The 21,471-nt window shown below is 41.7% G+C and carries 18 protein-coding genes; 8 read left to right on the forward strand and 10 right to left on the reverse strand.

Features of this window, described 5'->3' with window-relative positions:
* Positions 1-36: 36 nt before the first annotated feature.
* Positions 37-222, reverse strand: coding sequence for a hypothetical protein (locus H6H03_RS27535; RefSeq protein ID WP_190958234.1), 186 nt, complete (start codon positions 220-222; stop codon positions 37-39).
* A 774-nt stretch (positions 223-996) separates the two neighbouring features.
* Between H6H03_RS27535 and H6H03_RS27540 the strand changes: the two genes are divergently transcribed.
* Complete coding sequence (locus H6H03_RS27540) at positions 997-3,336, forward strand: beta strand repeat-containing protein (protein ID WP_190958235.1); 2,340 nt, start codon at positions 997-999, stop codon at positions 3,334-3,336.
* Between the two features lie 101 nt (positions 3,337-3,437).
* Here H6H03_RS27540 and H6H03_RS27545 read toward each other — a convergent pair whose 3' ends face one another.
* The 3 genes from H6H03_RS27545 to H6H03_RS27555 form a co-directional block, all read right to left on the reverse strand.
* Complete coding sequence (locus H6H03_RS27545) at positions 3,438-4,175, reverse strand: hypothetical protein (RefSeq protein WP_190958236.1); 738 nt, start codon at positions 4,173-4,175, stop codon at positions 3,438-3,440.
* A 195-nt stretch (positions 4,176-4,370) separates the two neighbouring features.
* On the reverse strand, positions 4,371-4,703 hold the full coding sequence (locus H6H03_RS27550) for a hypothetical protein (RefSeq protein WP_190958237.1): 333 nt from the start codon (positions 4,701-4,703) through the stop codon (positions 4,371-4,373).
* A gap of 170 nt (positions 4,704-4,873) precedes the next feature.
* Positions 4,874-5,893, reverse strand: coding sequence for a metal ABC transporter substrate-binding protein (locus tag H6H03_RS27555; RefSeq protein WP_190958238.1), 1,020 nt, complete (start codon positions 5,891-5,893; stop codon positions 4,874-4,876).
* Positions 5,894-5,982: 89 nt separating this feature from the next.
* On the opposite strand from H6H03_RS27555, the gene H6H03_RS27560 reads away from it, so the two are divergent.
* Together H6H03_RS27560 and H6H03_RS27565 are read left to right on the forward strand one after the other, a co-directional pair.
* Positions 5,983-6,810, forward strand: coding sequence for a metal ABC transporter ATP-binding protein (locus tag H6H03_RS27560; RefSeq protein ID WP_190958239.1), 828 nt, complete (start codon positions 5,983-5,985; stop codon positions 6,808-6,810).
* Between the two features lie 142 nt (positions 6,811-6,952).
* Complete coding sequence (locus tag H6H03_RS27565) at positions 6,953-7,798, forward strand: metal ABC transporter permease (protein WP_190958240.1); 846 nt, start codon at positions 6,953-6,955, stop codon at positions 7,796-7,798.
* Between the two features lie 7 nt (positions 7,799-7,805).
* Here the strand turns inward: H6H03_RS27565 and H6H03_RS27570 are convergent, their stop codons facing one another.
* Complete coding sequence (locus tag H6H03_RS27570) at positions 7,806-8,243, reverse strand: hypothetical protein (RefSeq protein ID WP_190958241.1); 438 nt, start codon at positions 8,241-8,243, stop codon at positions 7,806-7,808.
* 580 nt (positions 8,244-8,823) lie between these two features.
* Here H6H03_RS27570 and H6H03_RS27575 point away from each other — a divergent pair.
* The 3 genes from H6H03_RS27575 to H6H03_RS27585 all read left to right on the forward strand — a co-directional run bounded on the left by H6H03_RS27575 (position 8,824) and on the right by H6H03_RS27585 (position 11,262).
* Positions 8,824-9,045, forward strand: coding sequence for a hypothetical protein (locus H6H03_RS27575; protein ID WP_190958242.1), 222 nt, complete (start codon positions 8,824-8,826; stop codon positions 9,043-9,045).
* A 378-nt stretch (positions 9,046-9,423) separates the two neighbouring features.
* Positions 9,424-10,704, forward strand: coding sequence for an acetyltransferase (locus H6H03_RS27580; protein WP_190958243.1), 1,281 nt, complete (start codon positions 9,424-9,426; stop codon positions 10,702-10,704).
* 21 nt (positions 10,705-10,725) lie between these two features.
* A complete protein-coding gene (locus H6H03_RS27585) occupies positions 10,726-11,262 on the forward strand; it encodes a hypothetical protein (RefSeq protein ID WP_190958244.1) in 537 nt (178 codons plus the stop codon).
* Between the two features lie 77 nt (positions 11,263-11,339).
* Here H6H03_RS27585 and H6H03_RS27590 read toward each other — a convergent pair whose 3' ends face one another.
* Both H6H03_RS27590 and H6H03_RS27595 read right to left on the reverse strand, forming a co-directional pair.
* On the reverse strand, positions 11,340-13,028 hold the full coding sequence (locus tag H6H03_RS27590; protein ID WP_190958245.1) for a peroxidase family protein: 1,689 nt from the start codon (positions 13,026-13,028) through the stop codon (positions 11,340-11,342).
* A 732-nt stretch (positions 13,029-13,760) separates the two neighbouring features.
* Entirely contained in the window at positions 13,761-13,919 is a 159-nt protein-coding gene (locus tag H6H03_RS27595; RefSeq protein ID WP_190958246.1) for a hypothetical protein, read from the reverse strand.
* A 282-nt stretch (positions 13,920-14,201) separates the two neighbouring features.
* On the opposite strand from H6H03_RS27595, the gene H6H03_RS27600 reads away from it, so the two are divergent.
* Together H6H03_RS27600 and H6H03_RS27605 are read left to right on the forward strand one after the other, a co-directional pair.
* Entirely contained in the window at positions 14,202-14,987 is a 786-nt protein-coding gene (locus H6H03_RS27600; protein ID WP_190958247.1) for an HAD family hydrolase, read from the forward strand.
* A 408-nt stretch (positions 14,988-15,395) separates the two neighbouring features.
* Positions 15,396-16,571 (forward strand): DNA double-strand break repair nuclease NurA, encoded by a 1,176-nt coding sequence (locus H6H03_RS27605; RefSeq protein ID WP_190958248.1) that lies wholly within the window; start codon positions 15,396-15,398, stop codon positions 16,569-16,571.
* 43 nt (positions 16,572-16,614) lie between these two features.
* On the opposite strand, the gene H6H03_RS27610 is transcribed toward H6H03_RS27605, so the two are convergent.
* From H6H03_RS27610 to H6H03_RS27620, 3 genes are all read right to left on the reverse strand, one after another.
* Complete coding sequence (locus H6H03_RS27610; RefSeq protein WP_190958249.1) at positions 16,615-18,831, reverse strand: chemotaxis protein CheW; 2,217 nt, start codon at positions 18,829-18,831, stop codon at positions 16,615-16,617.
* A gap of 242 nt (positions 18,832-19,073) precedes the next feature.
* Positions 19,074-20,339, reverse strand: a complete 1,266-nt coding sequence (locus H6H03_RS27615; protein ID WP_190958250.1) for a GAF domain-containing protein — start codon at positions 20,337-20,339, stop codon at positions 19,074-19,076.
* Positions 20,340-20,368: 29 nt separating this feature from the next.
* Positions 20,369-21,471, reverse strand: a 1,103-nt coding sequence (locus tag H6H03_RS27620) for a chemotaxis protein CheW (RefSeq protein WP_242065749.1), incomplete at its 5' end; no start/stop codon positions are given.

Genomic DNA, 21,471 nt, shown 5'->3' on the forward strand with positions numbered 1-21,471 from the left:
AAAATTATTTATCCTATCTAGTTTTTGTAAATTGACTTAAAACATGGGGCTGTGTTCGTTATCCCAACACTTGCGATCGCGCCAGTCTCTGCCAGTATGTTCGCATTCAGATGCATCATCTATCCAAGGAATTGATGTAGAGTGATGAAAGTTTCCTGCGGAAGTGGATAAATTAGTAGTAAATACAGACAATAATGGTAATAAAAAAGATAAAGTTATCAAAGTAAAAATTGGTAGAGTAATTAAATATCCAATGAGTATTATGTTATTTTTACTTGTCAAAAAACTGTAATTTTGATTTTTTGAACTAATTTTTAAGCTTGGTTTTGAATTTGAGAAAAGCATAATACAACCCTGCGAACACCAGCTTATATAGGAATCAATTTGATTTTTCCCAAGCCAAGCTGACTCAGAGCTAGCCGTAACAGATTTTAGCTCTCAGTATACTTAGCAAGATGCAAATCAGATTTCTATATAATTCCGAATTTTTACGTAATAAGATTATTGGAGTTATATACTTGAATGTCAAAGGTGTAGATCGGGACTTCTTAGAAATTTTAATCTTTGGGCGCTAAAAAATATTTTTGATGAAAATATGCTGAAGTCGTGGCTCTCGTTCCTGGGTAAATACTGAACAATTAAGGGGAAGGCGTTTCGCGTGTAGAATTTTCCGTTACCTGTGCCTAATACCAAATCAATGCTAATCTCTATGGACAAGGCAATGCAGGAAATGTAAATATCAATGCTCAAGGTGCTGTTACTATTACAGGTCAAAAAAATGATTTAGTTAGTAGAATTAGTAACCTTGTATTTTCAGGAGCAACAGGTAATGGTGGTAATATCAACATCAAATCTAGCTCTTTTGCACTAAGTAATGATGCTAGCCTCAGTACTAGTATTTTTGGACAGGGGAATGGTGGTAATATATCGATTCAAACATCAGATGCGGTTGAACTTACCCGTAGCTTCATATTTAACAATATTGAAACTGGGGGTGTGGGTAATGGTGGTGAAATTAACATTGCTGCGAGTTCACTTTCTTTGATAGATGGTTCGCAGATTCAATCAGAGGTTAAAGGTGCTGATAATCAGCTACCAGGAGGACGTGGAAATGCAGGAAATATAAATATCAACGTCCAAGGTGATATCAGTTTTCGTAATTCAATCCCAGGGCAATATAGCGGGATTGTTTCCGAGGTAGTTGAGGGTGCAATAGGTAATGGTGCGAACGTTACTATCAACACTGGTTCTTTGGAAATAAATGATGGTTCGGTAATTCAAGGTAGCACTAGAGGAAAAGGTAATTCTGGTAATATCATCATTAATGCTCGTAATAATATTTTGTTAGATGGTAGGAACGGTAATATTTTTAGCCTGATTATTAATGATGTGCAATCCAATGCTGAAGGTAACGCAGGTAATATTCAAATTACAACAGGTACATTAAAAGCTACCAATGGAGCCTTTATTAGTAGCAGCAGTATTGGGAAAGGAAATGCTGGGAATATTAGTATTAATGCCCTAGATAATATAGATTTTGATAATGATAGTTTTGCTAATACTAGTGTGGAAAATGAGGGAGTAAGTGACGGAGAAAATATTTATTTTAATAAAGGAGGTGACATTGAAATTACAACAGGTTCACTTTCTGTTACTAATAGTGCCCGAATATCTAGCGCTACTACTGGAGACAAAAATGCAGGAAATATCACTATTAATGCCCGCGATAGAGTAATTGTTGATGGTGGAGAAAATGGTTTATTTACTACCATAGGCAATCCTGGGCTAACCAATAGCACAGGTAATGGTGGAAATATCAGCATCAAAGCTGGAGAATTATTTATCAAAAATGGTGCTACAATTAGCGCTTTTAGTGGTGGTCAAGGTAATGCTGGTAATATCTTTATCGATGCCCGCGATACCGTTATCTTTGACGGAACCAATAGTAAAAATTCTTTAACTGGGGCAATTACCTCTGCTATTGAAAGCGGGAATGGTGCAAATATTCAAGTGAAAACAGGGACGCTGAGGTTAACAAATGGTGGTGTAATTCTCACCTCTGCAAAGCAGAATGCTGGAAATATAAATATCGATACCCGCGATGCTGTCATTATCGATGGTATTAGTGGCGCTTTTAGTTATTTGTCTGCTGGAGGTGTTGGTAAAGGTGGAGATATCCAAATAACAACCAACTCTTTAAAACTAAGCAATGGTGGACAACTTAGTGCTACCAGTTTCGGTAAGGGTAATGCAGGTGAAATTATAGTTAATGCTGGCGATGCAATTGGCATTGATGGTGTTGGTAGCAATGGAAGTTCAAGCGGTATTTTTACTAGCTTGCAAGGTGGATCTGAAGGTAGAGGAGGTAATATTAACCTGAAAACAGGTTCTTTGTTTTTAACCAATGGTGGAATAGTTAATGCTAGTACTTCTTCTACAGGTAATGCAGGTAATATTACCATTGATGCAAGCGATCGCATTTTAATTGACGGTGTTGGCAGTACTGGTTTTTCTAGTGGCATTTTTAGTCAAGCCAATTCAACAGCGGTGGGCAATGGAGGTAATATTAACCTAACAACAAGTTCTTTATTTTTAAATCGCGGGTTAATCAGTTCAAGCAGTGTAGGGCAAGGAAAAGCTGGAGATATTAATATTAATTCTGATTCCGCAACTGTTGAGAATCAAGGATTTATTGCAGCAATAACCAACTCTGGTAATGGTGGAAATATTAATTTAACTATCGACGATCTTTTACTATTGCGCGGCGGTAGCGAAATTTCCACCACCGCAGGTACAGCCCAATCAGGTGGCGATGGCGGTAACATCGATATCAATTCCAGATTTATCATTGCTATTCCTGAAGAAAACAGCGACATTACAGCCAATGCTTTTACAGGAACAGGCGGAAACGTCGAAATTAACTCACAAGGTATCTTCGGTATTGAGTCGCGTCCAAAACCAACCGAAAAAAGTGATATTACCGCCAGTTCGGAACAAGGGGTTGCAGGTGTGATTAACATTAACATACCTGATACCAGTTCTATTCAAAACACCTTCACCGAATTATTGCCATTCATCGACACCAACGCACTTATCGCCAATAGTTGCATTTCACGCGGTATGAAGCGACAGGAAAACTCCTTTACCGTCATAGGTTCTGGTGGTTTGTCCAATAGCCGTCCTAGTGTTTCCGTTTCTACCTATACAACTGGAGAAGTGAGAGGTGTCGAAACTACATCCCGTTTTTGGAAGAAAGGCGACCAAATTATCGAACCGCAAGGATTATATCGAACCAAAAATGGGCAATTGTTATTGAGTCGGGAATGTTCTAAATGAAGGTTGTCTATGATATCAAAATTTATGTAGAAACGTTGCATTGCAACGTCTCTACATCTGGATTCATACCGCAATTCAGTAATGCTGAAAATTTTGTTAGTTCATTCTCTGCGAACAGCAATTGTATAACTCGATCGCTGCGTAACTTCTCGCTTACTCTTAACCAAGCGAAAGTCATTATCTATATATAAATGTTCTAGAAAAGAAGTAGCTAGGTAGGCTTTTTCAAACTTTTTGACAGTATTTCTGTCCATATCTTCTAAGTCGAGTTCTTGCTGTAAATCTATCTTTGAGGATGCTTTTCTCAATTTAGATTCGACATTCTTTGTAAACCACTTGTCTGCATCCTCAATTGTTAACGGAATTTCTCGATTTGCTAATACCTGAAATATGCCAACATTTTTGATATTCCATTGTTCATTTTCAACTGAATACTGTTGCAATATCATTAAGTTATAAGCTGGTAGTTTTGATGCAAACTTTCGCCAAAAACCAGATTGATGTCCTAGCGCATAACGGGCGATATTTGCATAGTATCCATCATTATGAAAAATTTGGTAAGACTGCTCGTGTATCCTACCAGGTAAAATATCTTGAAAAGGAATAGTAGACCATATCGGCACCCAAGCTCCGATGGCGATCGCCACTTGTTCTGCAACTTTTGGAAATGGGTTACGCTGACTCAATTCTGTACAATATGGCGCTAATTCATTTTTATAAAATTCTACTTTAGCTTTTAATGGATCTAAATCACGGCCTTTAACAATTTCTATAATATGATTTTTAATTTCTGCCGTACTCCAAGATGTTAATTCTTCAGTACTTATGACATTTGCCATTACCTTGCATTCTGGAAAAATTCCAATTTAACTATAATTACCTGATGAGAAATCTAAGTTCACCCAAAAATATGCCGTAAGAGTGAAAAGGGGGGATAAGGAAATAATTTTTAACTTTCACTTCTAACGGGCTAAACGCCACGTTTCCCCTAACAAAACTTCCAATCCCTTATCCCCTGATTTTGCGATCGCCAACTACCACCAAATTCTATTTCCATTTTCGTCAACTCGCGCTTGACGAATCACGTCGGAAATTTCTTCAGCATCTTTAACGTGGTGAAGTGCTTTCTTTTCGCCGTTGGGTTCATCGACAACGAAGTAAGTCGGAACTGTAATATGATCTCCTGTAATGTCTGGTGAATCTACAGCAATCTGTTGAGCCTTTTCTTCAACTGATTGAGACTCATCAATTTTATCTCCCGGATTTGCAGTTAAGTTTCTTTCTTTTGCAGTCGGCTCTTTGCGAGAATGCCAATCTTCGCTCACTGGTTGATTAATTTGATTTTCTTCTTGTTTATTATCAGTCATGGCTTTTTCAGTTACTAATAAATGTGCTACTAACAACACTTTAGGAAATCAAAGCCATAAAGAGTTCTTTCTCTGGAAAGAGTTTAAGAATAGATTTAAAAAGTACATGTCTTAAGTTAGATATTAATTCAGAGGTTATTTAGAAACCTCTGACTTTAGAAATAACTAATTTACTTCTGAGGTTTAAAGGGCGTATATTTTCCCCCTAATGCTTCTACGATGGTACGGGTATTTGCCTGCATCATCTTGATGTAGGAATCTCCATCACTTCCTTTGGCACCAATTGAATCTGAATAAAGTTGATTTGGTGCTAATTTCACTCCTGCTTCTTGGGCAACAGTTTTAATTAAAGCTGGGTTAATTGTAGTTTCAGCGAAAATTGCGGGAACGCCTATTTTTTTAACTGACTCTACCAAGCGCTTGACTGTTTGTGCGCTTGGTTGTTCTTCAGTACTAATGCCTATTAAAGTACCTGCGATCGCAATTCCATAAGCACGTCCATAATATTGGAATGCATCGTGAGTTGTGATCAGTCTACGCTTATCTTCTGGGATAGTTTGAATCTGTTGATTAATCCAGCTATGCAACTGTTTTAATTCATTAGTCAATTGCAATGCATTTTTAGTCAATTCTTCTTTATCTTCAGGTGATAATTCAATCAAAGCATCTCGAATGGCATTCGTCATAGCGATCGCATTTTCCGCACTCCCCCAAACATGAGGATCTGGCACGACTTCGCCTTTGCCTTTGTCTAACTGCAAAGATTTAACAGCTTCTCCCACCGGTAACTTCCGCGCCTTTTCACCAGAAGCATTCATTAACTTAATCAATCCTGGTTCTAGGTTATAGCCGTTATATAAAATTAAATCCGCTTGTTCCAAAACCCTCGTGTCTGCCGGTACTGGTTCGTAAACATGCGGATCGGCACCCGGTTTGAGGATTCCACTTACTTGAATTTCATCTCCTCCAACCTCTTGTGCCAAATTAGCAATGATAGTGCTAGTTGCAACCACTCGTGGCTGACTCTCTCCCTTGGCAGTGTTGCGTTTAGGCTCTTTCTCGGTACAACTAAATAGAGCCAAAGACACAAGCATTCCCAAACAAATCCGCAAAAGAGTTTTTTTCTTGTTCGTGTTGCTAATCACCTTGCTGTCAAGGTTACTGCCTTCTATCTGTGGTATTAGTTTCATTTATCTTGGATATTACATCTATTTATAGATTTTTTCATATTTCTCTCATTTTTATAGTAAGCTCAAGAAATGAATATTTAAAAAGAATTATGAAAAACGTTCCTTTTATAGCTAAATTTCCTTTCTCTCCAGTAAATACACGAGAATTATCGCCAAAAACTATCAAGGCTTCTGATATGAGTTCCACAGCAGCAATTAACATCGCCCATCTAGGGGTACATTACCGCACACAAGAAGCCTTAAGGGACGTGAACTGTATTGTCAAACCGGGAAAACTAACGGGTATTTTTGGCCCCAACGGTGCAGGCAAAAGTACGTTGATGAAGTCAATGTTGGGCTTAGTTCCAGTAACTAGTGGCACAGTAGTATATCAGGGTAAACCCTTAATGCAACAATTAGATCGAGTTGCATACGTACCACAGCGTAGCCAAATTGACTGGACTTATCCCGCTACCGTTTGGGATGTAGTGATGATGGGAAGGGTGAAGAAAACAGGATGGTTGCGTAGCTTCTCATCAGTTAGTCGCCAGGTAGCCAAAAATGCCTTGCAAAGAGTTGGAATGATTGAATATTGCGATCGCCCCATCGGACAATTATCAGGAGGACAGCAACAGCGCGTATTTTTAGCCCGTGCTTTAACCCAGCAAGCAGAAATTTTCTGTTTTGATGAACCATTGGTAGGTATCGATCAAAAAACCCAATCAGTTATTTTTGAAGTTTTTCATGAACTCGCTGCTGATAACAAAATCGTGCTAGTAGTTAACCACGATTTAGGAGAATCAATCGCCCATTTTGATGATTTAATATTATTAAATCGTGAACTAGTCGCCACAGGTTCGCGCCAACAAGTACTCACAGAACAAAATCTCAATCTTGCTTATGGTGGAAAAGTTATGTACTTTTCTGATGCAGCATAAATGTAATGGGGCATAGGGCATGGGGCATGGGGATAAGGGAGATTGGGGCGGAATAACTCTTAACTCTTAAATTCTGACTTACAATGCCCAATGCCCGATGCCCGATGCCCGATGACCAATGACTAATGACTAGTGACAAAATATGTTAGAAGCGTTAATTGAGCCGTTAAGCTCCGGCTTTATGCAGCGGGCGCTGGCGATCGCGATTTTAGTTGGTTTGTTGTGTGCGGTGGTTGGTAGTTACTTGATGGTGCAGCGATTGGCATTGCTGGGTGATGCAATCAGTCATTCGGTTTTGCCAGGGTTAGCGATCGCTTTTATGTTGGGAGCGAATATATATATCGGGGCGTTTATTGCCGGAGTTGTGAGTACAATGGCCATCGCCTGGATTAGAGTGCGATCGCCAATCAAAGAAGATGCGGCAATGGGCATAGTTTTTTCGGCGTTCTTTGCCCTTGGTATCACATTAATTACTGTTATTCAAAAAGATAACAAAATCGATTTGAATCACTTTTTATTCGGCAATATTCTCAGCGTTACTGTTGATGAAGTGCGCCACACTGCTATTATCGCAGCTATTGTTCTCACAGTAGTTTTTTTAATATACAAAGAGCTTTTATTTTACACCTTTGACCCATTAGGCGCTCAAGCCGCAGGTTTGCCAGTCAATTTGCTTAACTTTGGATTGATGATATTGATTGCTTTAACAATTGTCGCTAGCATGACAACTGTAGGCGTAATTTTAGTACTTTCACTTTTGATTACACCAGGAGCCACCGCTTATTTACTAGTGAAACGTCTCAACCAAGTAATGATTTTGGGTGCGGTAATTGGCGTAATTTCTAGTATTAGTGGGATGTACCTTAGCTACTATTATAATTTGCCTTCTGGCCCAGCAATTGTTTTAGTAGTTTCGGGATTATTTTTATTAGCGTTATTATTTAGTCCCAAACACGGGGTTTTGATACCAAGCGGAAATAAAAAATAGATTTTTCCTATTGGTTGTACAGCCCATAAGATGATTTAACTGCCCATTGTTCGCCAGTTCTTTCCAAATACAGTAAATTTCCACACTGGGGTGGCCCCGCTGGACAATGGGCAGTTATCTGAATTAATGCTTGTGAAAAATCTAAAGATAATCCTGGTCTACTCAAAGTATGTATGATACACCATCTATAATTATAGTCATTTGAAATTTTATCAGACTCTTCCTTGGAAATCAGAGTAGTTTGAGGATTTGTCAGAAATGGAGTTAATAAGCAAGGTTGATTGTTGATTGAAATCCAATCGTCGTAAGTCTCTTTTTGAAGATTGGGGAAACCTACAATCCTCATTCCATAAATTAACATTTCTGGAATCCGCAGAAATTCCCAGGAAATATCGGGCTTCAGAGAAGTACTAGTTATCAGATAACTATTGGACGTTTCAACCAAGAAATCTTCTTTCCTCATTGAATGATTGATGACAGCGGACAAAACTTGTGATTCGTATGGCGATCGCATATAGCCCTAAATGAAAGTTTTCCAATAATAAACAATATTTATTGCTGAAATTTATGCAAGCTATTGTCAAGTAAAAAGGCTATGTTGTAGGAGTTTAGCAATGCGCTTTAGTTCTACAACATATCAAGCTCAAGTAAGCTGCATTCTAACTTAGCTCTATGCACTACTTTAGCCTTGACACGACAGAGCGATTATCTTTTACAAACAGCTATTTTAAGTAAAGTACGAAGAAACATCCACCCTAAGATAGATAATTTATTTAAAGTTAATTTTAAGTTTGCCAACATTTCTATCACCACCATAGTTTTTCTCAATATCAAAAGGTCTAGTATAAAGCAGCAGATAAGAATAAAATAAGATGTTAATTAGCGACTGTAGCAATAGTGCTTCATTAGCTTAAATTTGTCAGTTATTAGGTCAGATAAACCGAAAAGTTAAAGGAAACAAAGCCTAAACTTTTCAGTTTAGTCTGCCACACAATGTTGGCTAACTATTTAGATATTGGGAAAGAATGCTTAAACGTCGCACAATACTAGCTGGTCTAACTGTGCTTGGCTTAACATTGGCCGTGAGTACAAAAGTCTATGGCCAATCCACTAGCGGCCCAGAAGCTTGGGAGACTGTCTATAATGATGCAGTTGCCGGAGCAACAACGACAATTACAGTTTCGATTTTTACCATATTATTTAGCCTGCTAAAATTCTTCAACTTGGCAGGTTTTTGGGGCGGTTAACCTTCTGCCCATACGCAAACACAGCAAAAGCCTAAATCAGCTATTACGCTTTTAAATTGTACGGTCATTCGTGTTATTGACTGTTGAAGCTTGACAGCTAACCTTCAACAGCCAACACGAAAAAATGTACTGCTTTAAATGTGCGACAGCTGATGGAGTTGTGCATACCATCGCCTTTGGCTCATCGTCGGCGATCGCTTGACTATATCTATATACTCTAGGACTTACGCAAAAACTCTCTGAAACTCTTATTTCTTTGTGTACTTTGCGTCCTTTGCGGTTAGTTTTTCATTATTTTGCGTAAGTCCTGTACTCGTTAAGGCACTTAACGCAGATTTTCTCATAGCCAAATACCATAACCCGTGAGGAGTTTTTTCTATGTTCAAACCTCGCGCAATTTTGAGCGCCTCAATCGCAATTATCCTAGCCCTTGTCATCGGTACACAGATATATAAACAACCCGCCGTTGCTTCTGGAAGTGGGTGTAATCCAACCTCGAATAACCTACCCATCTGCCCAAGTACAGCACCGTCAGACTCAGCTAGTTTCATTGACCCAACTGCGACAATCACCAATCCCACAAATATTAGTTTGGGCGAAAGAGTCTACGTTGCGCCATTTGCCCAGTTAGACGCCACTACTGCCCCCATTAGCATCGCTGAAGATTCTAACGTCCAAGACCAAGTGAGAATTATAGCTTCGGGAACGGGAGTGGAGATTGGGCCGCGAGTCATTATGGCACACATGGCCACCATCAAAGGTGCAGCTAAAATCGGTACTCAAGGCTCAACCGGGCCTTTTACTGACCCAGCTACAAATACTCAGTTCAGCAACACTACTCCAGAGACATTTCTCGCCTTCAACTGTGAAATAGATGGTGCAACCATAGAAGGAAACACAGTAGTCAACTTTCTCTCGCGGGTTGGCCCTGGTGTGACTTTACCAGCAGGTAAAGTCGTCCTGCCAGGTAAAAACGTTACAACTAACCTCCAAGCTAGTAGTGGTAGCTTGGGCAAGGTGGCAAACCTCACACAAGCTGACGTTGCATTAATGGAAGCCATCATTGAAGTCAATGAAGCATTTGCCAAAGGTTACACAGAATTAGCCAGAGCAGATTCGTCAAACGTAACAGGAATAAATTACGCTCCAGTCACAGCTTTTAACCCTGGAGGTCTGCCCCAGATAGGTGGGAATGTCACTCGCAATCCAAACTTCCGTAACCGCATCATCGGCAATGTCGTTCTGGAAGATTCTTTAACCAGCCTCAACTACAAAATAGGTAATAGAATTTCGCTGCGTGCCGATGAGGGTCAACCTTTTAATGTTGGGCAAATTTTTGGTATGGCAAACGATGTTGTCTTTCATGCTTTAGAAACAACTAGTTTGACTTTAGGTGATTTTGTTGGCTACGGGCCTCGCGCTCTAGTTCATGGGGGTAGGCAGGTTGTCAATGGTGTTGCTAATGGCCCGGAAACCAGGATAGGCGATCTTGTAGGGCTAGCACCGGACTCCGTTATATTCCGTTCAGTTATTGGCAGTAAATCGGCAGTTGGGCTAAAAAGTGCAGTATTCAATTCTACAGTACCTTCCAGAACGTATATCCGTTCTCGAACAATCTATGCCGACAACGGCAGCATCATTACACCTGTAGAGTGGTAAGCCAATAACTTTTGCGTAATTATGAATCGGAAAATCTTGTGGCTGCCATTACAATGCCTACGATTGATTGTGCTGTTCGCTGTGATATTCGGACTGATACTAAGTGTTGATGAGAGTTCATCTATAGCCGCACAACAGGTCACCAAACCTACATCTATTGACATTACCTCCAATCAGCCTGAGCTAGTACAACCTCCAGTCACCGGACTTGTTTCTACATTGTCAGATGAAGTCGAGGAATTACCAGCAGAGTTAATTCGTTGGTCAACCTACTGGCAACTTTGTTGGGAACCATATCCCGAAGCTCAAGAATACGAGCTGCAAGCGGTGTTGATGGAAGGCAAATCTCCAAAATTGCAACGTCAAAGCGATCGCTGTTTTCGCATACAAGCCGCATCTAATGAAAACCAAAAATCACAAGGATTGCTCAACCGCGAACTAATTTTGTTGATGCATAAGATTCAGCTTGGTTATCGAGTGCGAGCTGTCTTAGATGACAACCGCGTCAGTGAATGGTCTCAAGTAATGGCAGTTGGCGCAACTACTGTGTCTCAATAGAATGATTTGATTGTTACCTTGAAAGGAATTTTCTGGCGTGTAGAGACGTTGCACTGCAACGTCTCTACACGCGTCTGCTATGCTGGCAGCACTCCGGCAAACTTCAGAAAATCACTAATTGTGCGAATTTGGTCTCCATTTGGCAGTTTGACGCCTAAGGAAGGGTTCCAAACTTCAAAGAAAAAATGGCGCTTGTTGATGTACGAGGATGAGTCATTCTTAATTAGACCGATGATGGTTTCAGCAACAATACGGCTACCAACTTCGCCCAAAGAGTCCCCATTAGCACGAACCTCGGATTCCTTGAGGACGTAATACCACGCTGGAGTCTTTTCTAAGAAAGGTTCGAGGGCTTTATTCAATTCTTCTGAATTCCCTTTTTTCAGTTCCTCCACTGTCAGTGGTTTGACACCTATCTTCTTAGCTAAACTCTGTCCGGTGGGAATGCTCAGGAAATATCCACGCAGTAGGTTGCGTTTTGCCAGGTGCTTGAGAAGTTCTCGAATAGGAGGTTGTTCTTCGTTGCCTTCATTAATTAGATCTGATAAAGGAAATGCAAGATGCGTGTCAATTTTTCGTGCAGAATTTCTTTGCCTTTTGGCAGCCTTTTGCTTGTCAACAAACCTGTCCCACTCAATAATCCAGTTAAAAGGAAGAGTGTTTGACGGGCCAGGGCCTGGGGGTCGGCCGCCAATATCGCCTTTTCCTGTAAAGGAAAACAATAACCCGAATGTTGCGTCTGTCAGCGCTCCCGGTTGGTCTGTAAAATTGCGGTTGTAGTCATAAGCAGCCCTGATCATACTGTGTCCAAAACGGTAAGCTGCAACGGAGAATTCTAGAGGCATGAAAACATTTCCATTGCGGGGATAGTAGAATCTCGGCCCGTAGCGGAGGATGCTATCTACTGTTCCAGGTGTAGTTACTGTTTTGAGGAAATCATTGATCGCAAGCCATTGGTAGTGCCAACGAACCAGATTTTGCGATCGCACAAATAGTTTTTTATTGTTTTTGGCATTGTAGGGTTCATTCTTCCGCACCCAGTCTACCACTGCGTTGTGGAAACGCAAAAAGGCTGTGTGGAACTGTGCCACGATTAGATTTTCGTCGTTGCGACTGTCGGCGATCGCAGCTATTCTGTTATTGCGTGGCAAGTCCCGCGATAAATCGTTTTCTGGCGGAATTTTAGCTCCGGGGATTGGGTCGCCGCTAGCATTCTGTTCGGCGTTTTGCCCAACTTTCAGCTTTACTGGGTCGTTCTGTTGGTAAAAGTCCTTTGCTTCGGTGGGATTTTTCGGGTCTAGAGTTGGCCCGTCACCATAAACACTGTCAAGATCGAAGGTGGGACAACGCAGATTCTTGAGCTTATCAATTACGAAGTCTGGTGATAGAGGCGTGAAATCGTCTTTGGTAATATCAGTTTGCAGGTCTGTAACAGCGCGGTCAGTATTGGCAGTAATATCATGGTCGATAAACTGTCCCCAGTAAGTATAAACCGGAGGTATGTTTGAGTTAGTGACCTCAGGCTCAGGCTGGTTTGCATCAATTATTTTCTCGCCTAAATCTTTAAGTTTGGCGATAATATCTTGGTTGTTGTCTGCCGGAAGCAGACTGTTAGGGTTTCTAGCAAGATCTGGGAAGAGGTAATCGAAATCTGTCTCTACATCAATTCCTGCCTCAGTCGTTCGCGGACGTAAAGCAATTCTCTTTCGCAGACTCTCTTCCTTGATATATCCGCCGTGGGTAAATTCAAAAGGGAGATTTTGCATAGTTTTTTCCTTTGGTTAAATTCTTTCTTGTCTTGAAGACTGACGCGGTGTACATCCCTAGAGCCGATTGGTTATGTTGCAAGGATTTTGGGATATGGTAGGTTGGAGATTTTTGTGTTGACTGTTGAGGTTAACCGTCAGCGGTCAACAGCATCAGTAACTCTGCAATTTAAAAGCGTAATGGCTTATACTTCCATTAGAGTACGTAGGGAAACAATGCACTTACCCTACTTTCTTAGCAGTCAGTAGATTTACACCGAGGAATTTATATTCAAATGATGACATTTTGCTTGTCAAAGTCATAGTACCCCTGTGGGTAATATCCACAAGCAAAAAGTCGAGCCGCTTTACAGTTATCAAAAGTTACTTGTTATTGATATTAGTTGCATCGACCTGCACCTTAGAGGATGTTTGAAAAGTCCTTAGTGATGTAGCAAATACTTTTAGATCCCCCTAAATCCCCCTTAAAAAGGGGGACTTTGTTTGATTCTATTTCCCCCCTTAAAAAGCTACCGTCTACACACATCTCTGTAGGAAACCAAAATCCTTGTAGATCCTTCATTATCCTCCTTAAAAAGGAGGACTTTGAGAGATTTTTGCCCCCCTTAAAAAGGGGGGTTGGGGGGATCTAAAGTCTGCGGCTCAACTCTAGAAGACTTATGTGTACACCGTAGCCTTAAAAAGGGGGGTTAGGGGGGATCAATAAGTGCCTAAAGTCACAGCCAACAACTTTTAAAACAACCTCTTAGTTGCATCGACCTGCACCTTAGTTGCATCGACCTGCACCTTAGTTGCATCGACCTGCACCTTAGTTGCATCGACCTGCACCTTAGTTGCATCGACCTGCACCTTAGTTGCATCGACCTGCACTTTAGTTGCATCGACCTGCACCTTAGTTGCATCGACCTACGTTAGGCAGTAATATCATGTCCGGTTAATTATTTACTAAACGCGAAGAACCCCACCCCGCCAAAACACCGCTTTGCCGGGGTGAGGTCTAATGATTACCAAAATCATAACTAATTACCCGAACACGATATCACTCTAAAAGATTTGTGTGTAAGCAGCAGCGTTTTAAGACTGGGATGAGTTAATTTTTTATGCTAAAGTCCTGATACAAAAATTATTGCTAGTTCAGTTAAGCTGACAACAGCAGTTTTCATCCTCAAAACAATGACAGTAAGTAGTCCCACGATTTTAGCCCTAGACTTTGATGGAGTGATTTGCGACGGACTAATTGAATATTTTGAGGTAGCATGGCGCACCTATTGTGAAATTTGGTCTCCCGCTAACGACACACCGCCAGATGATTTAGCTTTGAGATTCTATCGCCTACGCCCTGTGATTGAAACAGGTTGGGAAATGCCTATTCTAATCAAAGCCTTGATGAATGGAATTTCTGATGAAAAGATTCTTCATGAGTGGGTAACTATTACTCCACAAATATTGTTAGATGATAAACTACAAGCAAAAGAAATTGGTGCAAAACTAGACAACCTACGAGATGAATGGATTGCTACAGATTTAGATGGCTGGCTAAGTCTGCATAGATTTTATCCGGGTGTAGTCGAAAAAATTAAATTAACTGTTGCTGATGGAGTTAAGCTATATATTGTGACAACTAAAGAAGGGCGTTTTGTACAGCAGTTGTTACAAAAAGAAGGAGTGACTTTACCAGCATCAGCAATTTTTGGCAAAGAAGTAAAGCGTCCTAAATACGAAATTTTACGAGAATTAAAGCAGTCGGAACTGGATAAATCAGTTAGTCTCTGGTTTGTAGAAGATAGGCTCAAGACTTTGCAGTTAGTTCAACAGCAAACAGACCTTGAAGATGTGAAACTTATACTTGCAGATTGGGGCTATAACACTCAAGCAGAAAGGGAATCTGCTCAACAAAATTCACGCATTCATCTGTTATCACTTTCTCAGTTTGCTAAAGATTTCTCTGCTTGGGGTTAACTAGGAGGTAATAGGCAAAAAGGCAATAGGCAATAGGTTTGAAATTAACTATGCTTCAATTGCTATAAATTCTGGCTCTTACCAATATCACGCCAGGAACTTAAGTTCCTGGCTCATAGCCTAAGCCCACTAAAATGCAATACGGTTCAGTTAAGGTTAAAACTTTTGGTCAAATTCAATTTTTTTAACCAACCGCCTTTGCGTTGGCGAAGCCTCTCGTTAGAGAAGGACGCCAAGAGAAGAAAGAAATGCTTAACTGAACTGTATTGCACTAAAATGGACTAAAATCATTTACTTACTCACTTCGGATATTTATCAAAATGTAGGTAAATATTAAATAATTAAGTAAACTTCTAACTCCTAATTCCTAACTCCCAACTGTTAACTCCTAACTCCCCACTTACGTTTATGCTTGACCTTACAAAACTAGCGCGACAAATGCAGGGTTTAAGTCAGCATCTTTCTTTAGAAGCTACTGCTAGCCGCCAGCGTTTAGAATTGGCGCAACAACATTTAAATAATGCTTATGAGTGTCAAGAAGATTTAATCGATCGCCAGGAAAAATGGCGCGATCGCATTCTCTTTGCTAATGCTACACCAGTTGAGCCGTTAGAAACTTGCATTGATATCCCAGTTCCGCCAAAAATTCATACTGTCATCGCTACCGATGGTTCCCAAATTGCTCCTAATCACCACGAAATTGCTTATTGTTATCTGTTAAATATCGGTAGAGTCGTCTTGCACTACGGACAAAATCGCCATCCCCTACTCGATAGTTTGCCAGAGGTATTTTATCGCCCAGAAGATTTATACATGTCTCGACAATGGGGAATCCGTACTGAGGAATGGATGAGTTTTCGCCGCACCGCTTCGGAAACAACGGTTTTAGCAGAATTAGCCTGTGCAGCCAAAGCAGAAGCACCGACGCTGGCAATGGTAGATGGTTCTTTAATATACTGGTTTTTGGAACAGCTACCGATGGATGCACGCGATCGCATTTTACCCCCAATTCTGCAAGCTTGGGAGCAAATGCGTGATGCTGAAATTCCCTTGATGGGCTATCTTAGCGCCTCCCGCAACATCGAAGGTACGAATTTTTTACGGTTGTTGGCTTGTCCCCACAAAGTGCCTGACTGTAAAACTTATTGCCCAAATCAACTAGAAAAAGTACCTTGTAAGAAGTTTGATGATTTACGAGATACTACCCTTTGGGCAACGCAACTCAAACCAGGACAACGCAGTGCCTTATGGCGCAGTAATAATCAGATTCTTGAACTCTACGGCGACCAAAGTATTTACTTTTGTTATGTCCACGTTGGCACCGAAATTGCCCGGATTGAAATTCCGGCATGGGTAGCGCAAAATACTGCTATGTTAAACCAAGCGCTGGGATTGATGTTAGCGCAAGTACAAAAAGGATACGGTTACCCAGTGGCGATCGCTGAAGCTCATAATCAAGCAGTGGTAAAAGGTGGAGATAAAGCGCGTTTTTTTGCTCTCCTCGAACAACAGATGATTAAAGCTGGTTTAAAAAATGTTGGAACTTCCTACAAAGAAGCCAGAAAGCGAGGAAGTATTGCCTGAAAGCCTTGCAAGTTTTTCATTTTAAAGACCAGTGCAATTTAGCTCAAGTTAGAGATTTTGTCAGAAGATGACCATCTAAAACCAGGCTAAGTTGCCCATTGGCAAGAATGCTAGTTCCTTGGATATAAGTAGGAACTGGGATTGCTTCCCCCAGAGAATCGATTGCAGAGAATTGCTTGCCGATGATGCAATCTACTTCTAAAGCACATCGTTTGTCTAAGTAACGAAATACTAATAAAGGCTTATCCTGCTTGAAAGCATTTACTGTATCTGTGCTGTAAGTAGTAACTGGGCTGGGAATGTCGTTAGGACAAATCAGCACATCATTCAATAAGTGGATAGGGACGAGCATTTCTGTTGTTAGCTCACCATCATAACTAAGGAAGCCACTAGATCTACTAGAAGGCTGCAATAATAACATGCGTCCCGCTTGAGTTTGCAGAATTTGTTCAGACTCGGATAGACAAATCTGCTCTACGGAATCGGCAATAAACGCATAGGCTCTGGAGTTAGCTTGACAGACTATAAGTTGAGCAATTTTGCGATCGAGGGGAATTTGGAGCGAGAAAGCTGTACCATGTCCAGCTTTAGAATTCAATACTATTGTTCCCTGAATAGCTGTTAATTGCTTGCAAACTTCAGTTAATTCTACTCCTAAATCTAAGGCAGCACGATCGCATAAAACAGATGAAACCTCTGGTTCAATTACCAGTTCTTGTAAGATATCCCCTGGTTTTGTCAGGGCGAGTCCTTGGGCTAAAGCCTGTTGATAAATTTGAGATAAGTTAAGTCCTGCGCCATCATCACAGCCATCAATAATTAGTTGATTTCCCTGCTGGTAAATTTGAAATTCAATAATACCGTTGCTATTTTTACCTAGTTGTTGGCGTGTTTGGCAAGACTCTATACTTTGCTCTAATAAATAGCAACTTATATGCAACAGGAGGGTACGGAGGCGATCGCTAAATGCCCGATCGACTTGGATATCGCTAATTTGTAAATGTAGTCTAGCAGACTTATCTTGTAGAGCTTGTAACTGAGGCCAAAGCCGATTCAAGGATTCTAAGGCTACTTTTAAAGGAATAGTTGTAACTGTTTTGACTAAATTGGAAGAATGGTTCAGTAACTTTTCCTGCTGTATGAGTTCTTGTTTGAGTTGGTAATGATTGTTATTGAGCGAATCAACAGTTGATGTTATCTGAGACGCTTGGACTAAAACAGATTGTAGAGTACTGTACAATTGCTGAGAGCGAGAAGCAGCTAGGGGAGAAAGGGTATCTGAAATTGCTGCTAAACGTCCTGACCATTCCTGTAGATTATCGAGCAGGTGTTTTAATCGTTTAACTTGTCGGAGGAGCTGCCCGATGGTATGTTGCTGTTGTTCTTGCTGACAAGCTTGCCGATCGCACGTAGTTAACAATGTTGCAATTAGCGCGTTTAGTTGTTCTAGATGCTTAATATTGATGGGTGTGGCGGTTGGAATACTTGCTGCAACAATGGTAGAAATGGATTCTTGCAAAGAGAGTGTATGGTGATGAGGAAAAGATTTAACTAGTGATGCTTCAGATGTTTCAGTAGGCAGGAAAAAATCCCCCAACCAAGCATGAAAATCTTCTTCCCCATATTCCTCCAGGTTTGCTAGTTCCCCTACCTTGGCGGGAAACTGCTCGGTATCTACGTGATGTAGGTTACCAAGCTGGGAGTTAGTTTCACTTGTTAGTTCCTTGTCTTTAACCATAACTTGCTCTGGTAAAGCCGCAGAAGATTCTACCTCGGCCAAGCGATCGCCAAACTGAATAACTGGTTGATGTTCCTGCGGTTGCTCTATCAATGTCTCAAGGTTTGTTTCCTGGGAATTGCCAAACTCTGCTTGTAAACGAGCAACAATGGCAGACATCCGCTCCAGAATTTCTACTTCGTCAATTTGCGAGGCTGTTAAAAATGCCATCAACAGCATCTGTAGGCAATCTAATCCTTCCGACAACAACGAGGCGATTGGGGCTTTGACAGTTGCCCGATACTGAAAAAGAAGCTGAAAAATCTCTTCTAGTGCAGCCGCAACTATGGCAATGGTATCTAGCTCGGCTGCTATGGCAATTGAATGCAGAGAGCGAGCAGCTTCCATGAGAGCCAAAGCTGTACCAGGGTTACTGTCTTTTGTATAGTTAGGCAACTCCTGTTCCAAGAACAGTAACAAATCGATCGCTTCTTCTAGAAAGCGATCGTAGTTCTGCGGTTGGGGGACAAAATCGGTACTCATGAAAACAACTCTCGATTTCTATGGGGTTTGTGACAATTCTATAGACTTCTTGCAGAAGTCGGGAAAAGGGTAAGGGGTATGGTTCGACAAGCTCACCAACCAGGGGAAAGGGCTAATAAAAACCCTTTTCCCTTTAACCGCTTCGGGGTGACGCTCGCAAGCTCGCTAACGCCAGTCGCTCATGGGGGAAACCCCCAAGACCACGCTGGCTCACCTTTTCCCTTTCCCCCCTCTTGCAAAAGTTACTTTTGCAAGAGGTCTATTGATTTGAGGGTACAAGCAGCGATGTCAGCGATCGCTCTAAATTGCTCTTGGATTTGCGCGATTGACTCCAGCCCCGCACTGATTTGGCGATCGCACGGTTCGATAGCAGAAACAACATCTGCTGTTGCCATTTGGAGTTCTTGAAACCATTCCTCTATATTTAGCGTGCTTTCGCGGGTTTGACGGGCGAGAGTTTCCACCTGTTCGGCAGCAGCTAGCAAACCTCGTTCCTGGTCGCTAGCTTTTGTTGCTTCAATAGCTGTATTCAAAGACAAAATCTGAATTTTGCTACTCAAGCCTTCCACAAGGTGAACAAAGCCAGAAGCTTGCTGGCAAAATTCATCAAGGTATTGCAGCTGTTTATTAGTAATAGCAACAGTATCTTGAATAGACATTAAATGCTCGCTGGCAAGCTCGGCAATTCTTACTCCTTCTTGTACGGACTGGCTCACCTGCTGCAATGGCACTAGTAACTGTGAGCGATCGCAGGATTCAGCCTTTTGGGGAGGCGGTGACAGCTGTTGAGCAGGTGGAGCTACTATTTCAGCCGAGTGCAAGTTAATTGTCAACATCATTCTTACTTGTTGCAGCAAACTGCGCTCTGCTTCCTGCCATTGTCGGGGTTGAAGGCAATGATGAATAACTAACAAACCCCAAGGCTGTTGTTTGACAATCAAGGGCAAACACAGGCTAGCTTGTACCTGAAAACGTTGCCAAAATTGCTGTTGGCGGGGAGTTAGTTCTAATACTTCAGTCAGGTTGTTAAGCGAGTTTTGTCCGTGGCCAACATTGGTAGTAACAAACAAATTTATCGGTAGGGATTGGTTGAGCAAGGATATCAAACCCGCTTGTATAGCTTCAGCCATCGCCCGAATGCGATTATCTTCCTCAAAACGAAAAATCAGGACGCGATCGGCGTTAAGGACATCTCGCAGGGCGGTGACTGTAGCCTCCAAAAGTGCAGTTTGGTCGTTTGCCTGCTGCATTTGCCGTTCGATCGCCGCAAGTTGTTCTCGCTGGAATTGAAAAGCCCCTCGAACATTTTCATTATTGTCACTGGGCGAATCCTTAGCTAAAGCTTGGATAAAAGCTTCGATTTGACTCACCTTCTGCTGCAATTGAGCGACCTTTGGCCCCTTAGCAGATTGAAAGACTGCTTTGATTACAGCCACATTAGCCAAAATTTCTTCTATCTGGATTTGATTGTCAGCAGGCTGGGTTTGGTCTAAGGTTGCGATCGTCACAGAAAACTCCTTGGCAGCATCAAGTTAAATCAGTGGGTTTGCCATTGCAATGTCTGGGCGATGGCTTTGGTGTCTAAAATCCAGCGATCGCCTGGCAGAATACCTCGAACAAAATTTAGCAGTTTGTTTGGGGAAAAGTCGGTTGGTGCCGATTGTACTTGCTGTAAATCCTGCCACTCTACATCTAAGACATGAGCCACCAAAAACCCGACTACCTGATTTTGCAATTCGAGAACCAGAACCATTGGCTTTTCTGGTCGTGACTGCCGCTTCAAAAGCGGCGCATAACCAAACAAATGTTCTAAGTCAACCAGCCGCAGCATTTGTCCTTGCCAATTATAGAAACCTAAAATCCAACTTGGTAAGGCCGGGGCTGGGGAAATTTCTTGGCTAGCTAGATGAATAATGTCCAGTAATGAGTGAAATGGTAGCAATCCACTTCCTTGATTCCCCAAGGAAAAACGGAGAAATCTTTGCCGTTGTTCGCCTGATATCAGCCCAGAAGCCAAGTTTGGGGTTGTTCCGGGCAACCCCAACTTATCAGCCAATATCTGGCTCATGCCTAGAAGAAGTACTTTGAGTGGTTCCTCGTTTGGTGCTACAGATAAAACAGCCATGTGGCTAACAAAGTTTAACTCCGCCACTTGCCGATAAGACCACGGCACCGGACGCACAGTTTCCAAAGGAATATCGATTAAGGCAGGGGGTTTATCCACAGGAATGCCACAAATTTCTCCAGTCCGCGTTTGAGTCAGAAGTAAGAAGCGCCCCGAAGTATCAACCGCAGAGAGAACTTGATGCGCCTGTTGGGGTTGTACTTTCTGGCGCAAATCTACAATCGTAATGGTTTGCGCTCCCAAATCGACCATCCCGATCCCACTTTCAACCGTACTGCTAATAGGGGGACAAGCAATCACCTTGAGAACTGCACCAACTGGCAGGGCAAATAAATAGTCTGCGATCGCAAAAACAACGACTCGTAATGAGTCGGTCTCGCTCACAGCGCCAGATAATCGCTTAAACGGAAAGGGAGTGTTAAGCATAAGTCGGTCGGTGTTGAAAACTGTGGTTAGGGGGCAGGGGAGCGGGGGAGCAGGGGGGCAGGGGGGCAGGGGAGCAGGGGAGAAGTTAG

It is taken from the genome of Nostoc paludosum FACHB-159, from assembly GCF_014698835.1.
In the GTDB taxonomy this organism is placed as follows: domain Bacteria; phylum Cyanobacteriota; class Cyanobacteriia; order Cyanobacteriales; family Nostocaceae; genus Nostoc; species Nostoc paludosum.

What these genes read in the sequence shown, in the direction of transcription:
- H6H03_RS27545 (WP_190958236.1), bottom strand. Translation starts at nt 4,175, where the DNA reads ATGGCAAATGTCATAAGTACTGAAGAATTAACATCTTGGAGTACGGCA.
- H6H03_RS27550 (WP_190958237.1), bottom strand. Translation starts at nt 4,703, where the DNA reads ATGACTGATAATAAACAAGAAGAAAATCAAATTAATCAACCAGTGAGC.
- H6H03_RS27555 (WP_190958238.1), bottom strand. Translation starts at nt 5,893, where the DNA reads ATGAAACTAATACCACAGATAGAAGGCAGTAACCTTGACAGCAAGGTG.
- H6H03_RS27560 (WP_190958239.1), top strand. Translation starts at nt 5,983, where the DNA reads ATGAAAAACGTTCCTTTTATAGCTAAATTTCCTTTCTCTCCAGTAAAT.
- H6H03_RS27565 (WP_190958240.1), top strand. Translation starts at nt 6,953, where the DNA reads ATGTTAGAAGCGTTAATTGAGCCGTTAAGCTCCGGCTTTATGCAGCGG.
- H6H03_RS27575 (WP_190958242.1), top strand. Translation starts at nt 8,824, where the DNA reads ATGCTTAAACGTCGCACAATACTAGCTGGTCTAACTGTGCTTGGCTTA.
- H6H03_RS27580 (WP_190958243.1), top strand. Translation starts at nt 9,424, where the DNA reads ATGTTCAAACCTCGCGCAATTTTGAGCGCCTCAATCGCAATTATCCTA.
- H6H03_RS27585 (WP_190958244.1), top strand. Translation starts at nt 10,726, where the DNA reads ATGAATCGGAAAATCTTGTGGCTGCCATTACAATGCCTACGATTGATT.
- H6H03_RS27590 (WP_190958245.1), bottom strand. Translation starts at nt 13,028, where the DNA reads ATGCAAAATCTCCCTTTTGAATTTACCCACGGCGGATATATCAAGGAA.
- H6H03_RS27600 (WP_190958247.1), top strand. Translation starts at nt 14,202, where the DNA reads ATGACAGTAAGTAGTCCCACGATTTTAGCCCTAGACTTTGATGGAGTG.
- H6H03_RS27605 (WP_190958248.1), top strand. Translation starts at nt 15,396, where the DNA reads ATGCTTGACCTTACAAAACTAGCGCGACAAATGCAGGGTTTAAGTCAG.
- H6H03_RS27610 (WP_190958249.1), bottom strand. Translation starts at nt 18,831, where the DNA reads ATGAGTACCGATTTTGTCCCCCAACCGCAGAACTACGATCGCTTTCTA.